General features: G+C 49.9%; 11 protein-coding genes. All 11 read right to left on the bottom strand.

Annotated elements, in window-relative coordinates; all coding sequences use genetic code 11:
* Nucleotides 1-228: 228 nt before the first annotated feature.
* Nucleotides 229-810, bottom strand: a complete 582-nt coding sequence (locus PHU49_11600) for a peptidylprolyl isomerase (protein MDD5244649.1) — start codon at nt 808-810, stop codon at nt 229-231.
* A gap of 5 nt (nt 811-815) precedes the next feature.
* Nucleotides 816-2,684 (bottom strand): L,D-transpeptidase family protein, encoded by a 1,869-nt coding sequence (locus PHU49_11595; GenBank protein ID MDD5244648.1) that lies wholly within the window; start codon nt 2,682-2,684, stop codon nt 816-818.
* Between the two features lie 111 nt (nt 2,685-2,795).
* On the bottom strand, nt 2,796-3,200 hold the full coding sequence (locus tag PHU49_11590) for a putative toxin-antitoxin system toxin component, PIN family (GenBank protein ID MDD5244647.1): 405 nt from the start codon (nt 3,198-3,200) through the stop codon (nt 2,796-2,798).
* Complete coding sequence (locus PHU49_11585; protein MDD5244646.1) at nt 3,197-3,415, bottom strand: ribbon-helix-helix protein, CopG family; 219 nt, start codon at nt 3,413-3,415, stop codon at nt 3,197-3,199. The genes PHU49_11590 and PHU49_11585 overlap by 4 nt, the downstream gene beginning before the upstream one ends.
* Before the next feature lie 333 nt (nt 3,416-3,748).
* Nucleotides 3,749-4,114, bottom strand: coding sequence for a hypothetical protein (locus tag PHU49_11580; protein ID MDD5244645.1), 366 nt, complete (start codon nt 4,112-4,114; stop codon nt 3,749-3,751).
* Complete coding sequence (locus tag PHU49_11575; GenBank protein MDD5244644.1) at nt 4,111-4,329, bottom strand: hypothetical protein; 219 nt, start codon at nt 4,327-4,329, stop codon at nt 4,111-4,113. The genes PHU49_11580 and PHU49_11575 overlap by 4 nt, the downstream gene beginning before the upstream one ends.
* 54 nt (nt 4,330-4,383) lie before the next feature.
* Entirely contained in the window at nt 4,384-4,854 is a 471-nt protein-coding gene (locus PHU49_11570) for a nucleoside 2-deoxyribosyltransferase (protein MDD5244643.1), read from the bottom strand.
* Nucleotides 4,851-5,042: a hypothetical protein gene (locus tag PHU49_11565; protein MDD5244642.1), complete on the bottom strand. Its 192-nt coding sequence runs from the start codon at nt 5,040-5,042 to the stop codon at nt 4,851-4,853. Before PHU49_11565 ends, PHU49_11570 begins: the two co-directional genes overlap by 4 nt.
* A gap of 346 nt (nt 5,043-5,388) precedes the next feature.
* Nucleotides 5,389-6,219 carry an HDOD domain-containing protein gene (locus tag PHU49_11560; GenBank protein ID MDD5244641.1) on the bottom strand — a complete coding sequence of 277 codons (831 nt, stop codon included), beginning with the start codon at nt 6,217-6,219 and terminating at the stop codon, nt 5,389-5,391.
* Nucleotides 6,220-6,356: 137 nt separating this feature from the next.
* Nucleotides 6,357-7,832: a DUF2779 domain-containing protein gene (locus PHU49_11555; protein ID MDD5244640.1), complete on the bottom strand. Its 1,476-nt coding sequence runs from the start codon at nt 7,830-7,832 to the stop codon at nt 6,357-6,359.
* A gap of 40 nt (nt 7,833-7,872) precedes the next feature.
* Nucleotides 7,873-8,105, bottom strand: a 233-nt coding sequence (locus PHU49_11550) for a hypothetical protein (protein ID MDD5244639.1), incomplete at its 5' end; no start/stop codon positions are given.

The following is an 8,105-nucleotide window of genomic DNA, read 5'->3' as shown; positions in this document are numbered from 1 at the left end:
TACCTGCAAAGAAGGTCGTGAAGTTCTCAGCCGGAAAGAAGCTGAAAACGAAAGTCGCAAAGTAACAAAAAAGGATACCTATCCGTTACAGAAAAAGACCACCCTCAGGTGGTCTTTTTCTTAGCGGAGTCGGCCTTCAAGCTCCCGCTATCAGCCATAAGGGATAATCTATGACAATTGACATTCAAGATGTGGCCCTGTTTGTTTTTGCTTTTCTCGAAACTTTGACTATCTTTTATCCAGTGCTTTGCTCCATTGATCGAGCTGGTCCTTGTAATCTTCGGCTAACTGAGTGTCATCACCTTCAATTACAATGGTGATGATCTTGTCTCCGGTCACAATACTGTTCACAACCTTCTGGTCTGTTTCGTCAACTGCTTCGCCGAAGATGGTGTGCTTGTTGTCCAGCCACGGAGTTGGAACGTGGGTGATAAAGAATTGACTTCCGTTTGTGTTCGGTCCCGCATTCGCCATTGAGAGCTTTCCGGGCTTATCATGTTTTAATCCCGGCGAAAACTCATCTTTGAACCGGTACCCGGGACCACCTGTGCCTGTGCCCAACGGGCAGCCGCCCTGGATCATGAAATCCGGTATTACCCTGTGGAACTTCAGGTTGTTGTAGAACCCCCTTTTCGACAGGTTCACGAAGTTCAATACGGTAAGCGGCGCCTTATCGGGAAAGAGCTTCAATCGTATGTCGCCCTTGTTCGTTTTGATCGTGGCCGTCAACGAAGGGTATGATGCGGATGCCATGAGAGTATTTAAAACCAAAAACGATAAAATTGAAAGGATAAAAATCAGTTTTTTCATTATACTCAGCCAGAAAAGAGATCCGTCACCTTCCTCACCAGGGAGGAGAGTGACGGGTCGCGTGCTCCCATGACAAGAACACAATCACCCGGTCTCGCGTCGACCTTCAGCCTGTTCAGCAGCTCATCGCGGTCCTTTACCGCCTGTGCGTTGAATGATACGGGACCGAGCCCCTCTATGATATCTTCCGAGCAAATATCTCTTTGCGCGGTGCCCCCCGCATAATAGATCGGCAAAAGATAGAGCGAATCGTCCTGCCGGAAGATGGTTCGCATGGTCGCGATATATTCATCCTTCAGAAACCGTGTCGGACCAAACCCGTGCGGTTGGTATACTGCAATGATGCGGTCGGAAAGACCCCGTGCGGCATTCACTGCAGCCGCTATCTTCGCCGGATTGTGGGCAAAATCATCGACCACATACACGTTCTGTTTGGTCCCGGTTACCGCAAAGCGCCGCGCCACTCCTTCGAAATTTCTTACCGCATCAGCAAGAGCGGGCCCCTCACAACCAAAATGTTCGCAGACGCAAAGCGCCGCGCGGAGGTTTTCGAGATTGTGCCCTCCCGGAAGGGGCAGGTGGTATTCAATACCGTTGCGAAAAAGCTTGACCGAGGTCGCCAACGGTTCTTCATCATCCGGTCGCCACGAGGCGGAATTGTTCCGGCCAAAGCCCACTGTTGCCGGCAGCGCAGCAAGGATCGGATCGTCGGAGTTTACAGCGGTCCACGTCGATTGCGAAAGAAGTCTTTCAAAAAACCCTTTTATCTCGTCAATATCTTTGTGGTCTTTTGATATATTGAGCACAACGGCACACTCGGGAAAATATTTAATCAGCGTTCCATCGCTCTCGTCGGCCTCAACGACTAAGAGATCGGAGCCGCCGCTGAAGGCATTGCCGATCAGCCCCTGTCTTTCGAGCCGGCGCAAGGGCGCGCCGCTTACAAGGGAAGGTGATTTCCCGCATGCTGTCAGGAACTCAAAGATCATAGACGTCACCGTCGATTTACCGCTTGTACCGGCCACCGCGATCGTCCTCTTCGAGGCGATGATCGCGGCAAGCAGATCGGAGCGATGCACGATGGGAAGACATGCGGCGCGGGCGGCGGCGATGTCGGGGTTCGATTCCTCTATTGCCGTTGAGACGCAGACCGCTTCGGTATCGGCGCCGACACCCGAACCGTCCTGAGCGACAATAGTGCATCCGAGCCCCTCGAGCATTCTCTGCATAGAGGCCGTGTCGTCGCTGCCGAGCAGACGATCGGAGCCGGAGACCGCGATCCCCTGGAAACGGAGATATTGCGCGAGGGCGCTCATGCCGGTGCCGAAGATACCGGTAAAATGGACACTCCTGCACGGCCTTTCGCCGATGGCTACAGGCGGAGGATCGATATAGACGAGCGTGCCTTCCCTGACGATCTCAAAGAGGCGGAGGATATCCTGATTTCTCAACGCTATGCATCCGTGCGACAAGGGTGTACCCACCAGATCCTCCCGGTTGGTGCCGTGGATGTATATGCAGCGCTCATAGGAATCCACACCATCGCCCTTGTTGATCCCCTCTTCCAGGCCTTCCAGCCGCAGAATGCGGGTAAGTATCAGATTATCTCCGGTCAAGCCTTGATCCCAATTCATACCCGTGTCCATACGTTCTTTGAAGATGCGTCCTGCAGGGGCACCCGATCCGATCTTTTCCCTGATCCGATGAATGCCGGGAGGTGTCTTGAAGGAACCCTCCCGGATACCACAGCCAAAACGGGAGGTGGAGGCGTCGTATCGCCCGATGACGGCATTCCCTTCGCAGGCCAGGAGCGTTTGCGTCTCAATCGACTGGACGAGGAAAAGCTCCCGCGGGTCTGCTAAATATCTTTGCAATCTCCTGTATATTCGACGTAACCCGGCATCTTCCATTTTTTATCTCTTAATACCTTCCTTTTATTGCTCTTAGCCGCCAATACCTCATCCGACAGCAATGGGAGGTATTATTTAATCGGCAAAAAGGCCCTCAAATTCCTTCGGGGATATTATCCTGGTCTTACCGTATTTCTTCATTACGAGCAGGTCTTCGTCGCCGGTCACAAGATGATCGGCATCAGCCGCGAGCGCGCAGGCAAGGATCTTGTTGTCGTCCCCGTCCCTGCAGATGGGTTCTATCGGGCTTACCTGCCGGATCATTGCTTTCGTCGCTTCTGTCAGGATAGCGCGGACATCGGGTATCTCCTGCCGCGACAATGCGAATTTTTTACGGAGCACCTTTTCGAACTCCCGGATAATGTCATTGCTCAGGATAAGATCACACTCACCCTTACGCGCCCTTGTGAGGAGTTTTGAGCAGACCCCCTCCGTGAGAAAGGCGGCTATGAGGACATTCGTGTCGAAAACCGCTTTCACGAGATTGCCTTGAAGACATCTTCCTCGGTGATCACCTTTGCTGCCTTCGCCTTTTTAACCAAACGCTTCCTGATCTCCTTAAACCGTGTCTCCCAGAGGAAGATGCTCAATGATTCTTTCACGATGTCGCTCTTGTTCCTTCCGGTGGCCCTGGCAAAGGCATCGAGTTCTTCCGCCATCTGTTCGGGCAGGCTTACAGATAATACTGACCTCATGTTCCTGACCTCCTGCTGTATTACAATACACTACATATTCGATGTTGTCAAGGGTATCGGCTAATATTGTGAAAGGTTAAAGGTAAAAGGTTTTAAACATTTCACACGTTTGGGGTCAGCACGTCTGGGGTCAACGTTCCTTATTTATTGTCATCGCGAGGAGTGAAACGACGTGGCGATCCAGGGGTATAGATCTATTGAATGAGATTGCCACGCTACGCTCGCAATGACACTGCGCCACGCTGCGCTCGCAATGACAACAAGGAAAATGCTGAAGGCTGATGGTTGATGGCGAATGAGTTCGTATTGATATTGTAAGCTGCGGCCAGGATCCTAAGCCTGCTGTAAAAATTTCAGAAGCCCTCGCTGACCAATGAAAATGCAGGCCCATCCAGGCACCGAAAAGAACATTGACAGGACAGCTGATGTTGTGCCCTTCTGGATGTTATGTATCGTGACGTCGGGGCTGAGCAGATTACCACCCGGTGTGCCGCCGATACCACAGGCAAAATAGGCTCCGATAAAGAGGAACATATACCCAAACATATTCCACGTGATAACGGAGCGAAGTTGCCCCCTTGCAAATAAACGGCTTTTAAACCAGCTCCATGCGATCAAAGAGAACAATACCGCACTGATGGATCCAAAAGCTCCAAAGTAAAGCCATATCCAGACAGGATAACTGGAAGGAAAGTTCATTTTATTGCCTCCTTATCTTTCAAGCCGTTCATTAATCCACCGATGACGATCAATACAGCGCCCGTTGGGGTCAGGAAACCGCCGATCAGATCACTCATCATCAATTGCTGCAACCCCGGCCATATAAAAAAACCGATCCAGGTAAGCATTAACGAACCCAGGAATGCCAGGATGCCAAGAGCAAAAACAAATAAACCCAATTTATTATATCGCATGGCGAACCCCCTTCGAGTAAACATTCATAAAGAATATCGGGTCACATCTTCAATTCAATTATTCCGCGGTTTCCCGGGATATTTACTAATTGTTGCATCGAACCATTCCAGCATACCCGCCAGTTTCTCTATCTGTTCTCTTTCCAGGACATTATCAACCATTATCCTGGCCGCCCCGATCAACATGGCGTTTGCCGCCGAACAGCTTTGTTGAGAAATCAATATCACCGGTTTATTGACTGCATGGGCATATCCTGCTTCGAAGGCAACACCTGTGTCATTGCCGTCAACGAGGGCAACAACGATGTCACATTCTTCAAGGAGCCGTATGCACCCGATCTTGACGTTCTCCGCCATCTTCAACTTTGTTTCTATATCCCCCTCTATGTTTGGGGTATGATCAAAGGGGTCAACGATGAGAATGTCATTTCTATGGGTTAAAGCGGAAGAGAGCTTATTGAGAAACTCTGTTTTAAACCCTTTTTGTGTATCGTCAAAACATGGATGTGCGAAGTAGACTTTCATCTCTTTAGCTTCTGAAATGCCTTGTATGCCCCATAACCCAGTACGGCGGCAGTGCCGGCTATCAAAGGGATACCGAAAACAACGATAGTGGATGCTGCCCTGATCATGTCAAAAGGGGTGATCTTTTTCGATTTCCGTTTACCATCGGGTTCATCGGTTCTGATATGTGTGGCGCTCATCTTGTTCATAACGAGAGAAACTGTTTAACCTGAATCTGATCTTTATTGAAATTACCCCACCAATGTAAGCTCATAGTTGATAGCTCATGGCAACTGCAAAAACACAAGGCATAGGAGAAACTGCTTAGCCTCAGCCTTCACCTCAACCTGCTCTTTGATTCCATTCTAACCCCTATGAAATTAAAAATACAAACTTTTTTTAAGCGATTAGCAGTCAGCTATCAGGCCGGCAGGCCATCAAGCCGACAAGCTGATTGCTGACTACTGAAAGCTGACTGCTGACAGTGGAAAGACAACATACAAGATAACAACAATATAGTTTAAAGGGTGTTTATAGTTCCGGCAAAAAGGCTTTTTACGCTTCTGTAAGGGCTTCGATGATTTCGACGTACTCACCGAGGCCGATAGCCCCGAATCGCTCCTTGATCATTTCACCGTAGTGGTTTACGTAAACACCATCACGGTCCGGCGGTGGGATTTTAAGCAATAGTTTGCCCTTTATGTTAAAACTGTGCGATACCAGCAGGTGTGCCATATTGACCACCGCTGAGACAGAGAAAGACTCCTCATCAAACGAGATGGTGTCATCAAGGAGTATGCTGTTGAGATAGTCCGGCAAGTTAAAATGCCGGATTACCTTCAGGCTGAGATAGGTATTAAACCTGTCCGAAAAATCATCCTTTAATCTGTTCTCTTCTTCCTGCTCCTGGTATATGAGGACTATGAGCCTGCCTATCTCCCGGATCAGTCCCGCAAGTTCGGCCTTGTGTATACTATCGTCCAAAAAATTGAACCTGTCGGCCAAAATGTTTGCCATAACAGATGTAGCTATGCTCTTTGCAAGAAGTTTCTTTCCATGGACGCTCTTTGCAAGCTCAAGCATTGCAAACATGATGATGTATGTCTTTGTTTGGTCAACGCCCAGACGCATTACTACTTCAAGAAAAGAAGATACGTTTCCCCTGCGGAGCTTCGAAAAGTACGCAGAGTTTCCTATTCCGTAAAGTCTCAAGACAATGTTCTGTTGTAACTTGTTCTTTATGGATTCTATCTCCCCTGGGCGCGCTTCCGCGTCGTCAAGTATTTCCAGAACCTCCGGATTGAAACCAAAACGCAGGGTGCTGAGAATCTTGTCTTCAATATCGACAAGGATCTCCCTGTCCTCTTCTGTTATCGATGCTTCCATTGATTTTATGATCTCTTCGACGTCCATTGCAACCCAGGCCTTTGGTATCTATAGCAACTATTGTCCTGTCTGAACACAATTGTGAACCGCAAACCCGATAATGTCAATGATTAGATAAGAATTTGAACTTTTGATATTCAGCGATCGGCCATTTCCTTCAATCTCTCTATGATCCTTACCATCCCCAGTGTATCGAGGCTGCAATACGCGAGGAGGGCGTCGCGGAGTTGTTTGATCTCTCTCGGGTCGCTGGATTCCTGCATCCTGAAATATGCCTGCATCGCCATATCTCCGTCCTGTATCTCCATGTCTTTATAGCTTAAGTCCGGGACAAGCGCCGGGAGGACATACTTCAGGGAATAGGAACCGTTGAACTGCCAGTGATAGAGGACCTTCTTCTGAAAAGGGACAGCGAGGTCTCTTAAGTTATTCAGTATGGTGTCGATATCATCCTGATATTTCGGGAGCCATCCGGCAAGACCCTGCAACACACCTGCCTCGAACCCTGCGTAATAGGCAAGGACACAGGCGTTGTGGGGGATCTCGCTGACGAGCTTTTTGGTGAGCTCCTCCCTCGGGTCGATCTTCGGGACCGCGAGGTACTCGTGGTGCTTTACGTTCGCATCTTCATCTTCCAGGTAGTGGAGCGAGTACTGGAACGGCACCTGCTGGTATGGCCTGGTCCCATCGAAAAACGGGATGGGGGCGCCGAAGGTCTCGAAATCAAGGAAGTAGAGCGGATACCAGAGGGAACCGAGGAAGTCCCTGATGGCTTCCTTTGATATGATGATCTTCTTTTCGAGCGTTGCCTCTACCTGGAGCTTCTGATTTGCCGAGAGCATGTGGAGCGGCACATCCCTGAGCTCTATGATGTTGCGGTTATAGAGCGTAAAGGGTAAGCTCTTACTGCCCCTGATGGTGAATACCGAATCCTTCGGGATGTGGCCCCAGCAGTGTCCTATGAAGTCGCAGTCGTAGGGGTCTGTACAGTAAGGGCCGATATCTATCTGCGGCATGTCGCCGCGGAGCATGGTCTTCTGGGTGTCCAGTTCCCCCTCGATGGTGTTTTGCATCTGCTGGACCTCGCGGGTTACATCATTGACGGTAAAGAGCTTCTCAACCTCGATCTCCCCTTCCCTCACATACTGGTTATTGATGTGGACCAGGAATACCCTGGAGACAGGGAGACCGGAGCCTTTCACCACGTAGTATTGGACGGCGGCGTCGGGGACATAGACGTCCTTGATCGAGGTCGAGCTTTTTACCTCGTAGATGTCCCACCCGTCTTTGCCTTTATTGAGGATATCCACCTTTACGAAAACATCATCGAACCGGAAGGCGGCCTCATAGAGGGTGGTCGCGCCCTGGTTAATCGCCTCCTGCGTGAGCGCAACCTGCCTGTCGTACGTATCATGGTCGTAGGGGATCGTTGTTCCACCGGGGAAAAGGTCCTGTGCCACGATCCCCACCGCTGAGCCGCTCTGAAAAAGTGCTTGTCGGGAGGGCGGGGTCTCGTCCTTCAGTTCCGGGTGATGCTTGTGGAGGTAGAGGGACTTATGACACTGCAAGCCCCGTATGAAGAGTGATTTGCTGAGATAGAGGTCATTGTTCATTAGCGCAGGATACCGGGAAATGGAATTCCGTATAATCTCATTATTCTGCTCCTATTGTTTCCTTCCCTTTTTGTGTTAACCAGCATGCCCGGTATGTATCGCCCGCCACAGTTCCTCCCAACCCTGTTTCAGCCAGGCCCTTCTGACAGAGCGTGTCAAGCATCTCCCTATCCTCTTTGTTGCGGCAGACCTTATCAATCCAGGTAGCACGTTTGTAACCGCCTCCGGTGTATTCATTGTTTACGATCCTTACGAGCATGTCTTTTTCTTCCA

Source organism: Syntrophorhabdaceae bacterium (genome assembly GCA_028713955.1).
Taxonomy (GTDB): domain Bacteria; phylum Desulfobacterota; class Syntrophorhabdia; order Syntrophorhabdales; family Syntrophorhabdaceae; genus UBA5609.
The sequence above is the reverse complement of the archived record's forward strand: the minus strand, read 5'-3'. Positions and strand labels throughout refer to the sequence as shown.

Coding starts and splice junctions, on each gene's coding strand:
- PHU49_11580 (MDD5244645.1), bottom strand. CDS start 4,114: ATGAACTTTCCTTCCAGTTATCCTGTCTGGATATGGCTTTACTTTGGA.
- PHU49_11575 (MDD5244644.1), bottom strand. CDS start 4,329: ATGCGATATAATAAATTGGGTTTATTTGTTTTTGCTCTTGGCATCCTG.
- PHU49_11560 (MDD5244641.1), bottom strand. CDS start 6,219: ATGGAAGCATCGATAACAGAAGAGGACAGGGAGATCCTTGTCGATATT.
- PHU49_11570 (MDD5244643.1), bottom strand. CDS start 4,854: ATGAAAGTCTACTTCGCACATCCATGTTTTGACGATACACAAAAAGGG.
- PHU49_11555 (MDD5244640.1), bottom strand. CDS start 7,832: ATGAACAATGACCTCTATCTCAGCAAATCACTCTTCATACGGGGCTTG.
- PHU49_11565 (MDD5244642.1), bottom strand. CDS start 5,042: ATGAACAAGATGAGCGCCACACATATCAGAACCGATGAACCCGATGGT.
- PHU49_11600 (MDD5244649.1), bottom strand. CDS start 810: ATGAAAAAACTGATTTTTATCCTTTCAATTTTATCGTTTTTGGTTTTA.
- PHU49_11585 (MDD5244646.1), bottom strand. CDS start 3,415: ATGAGGTCAGTATTATCTGTAAGCCTGCCCGAACAGATGGCGGAAGAA.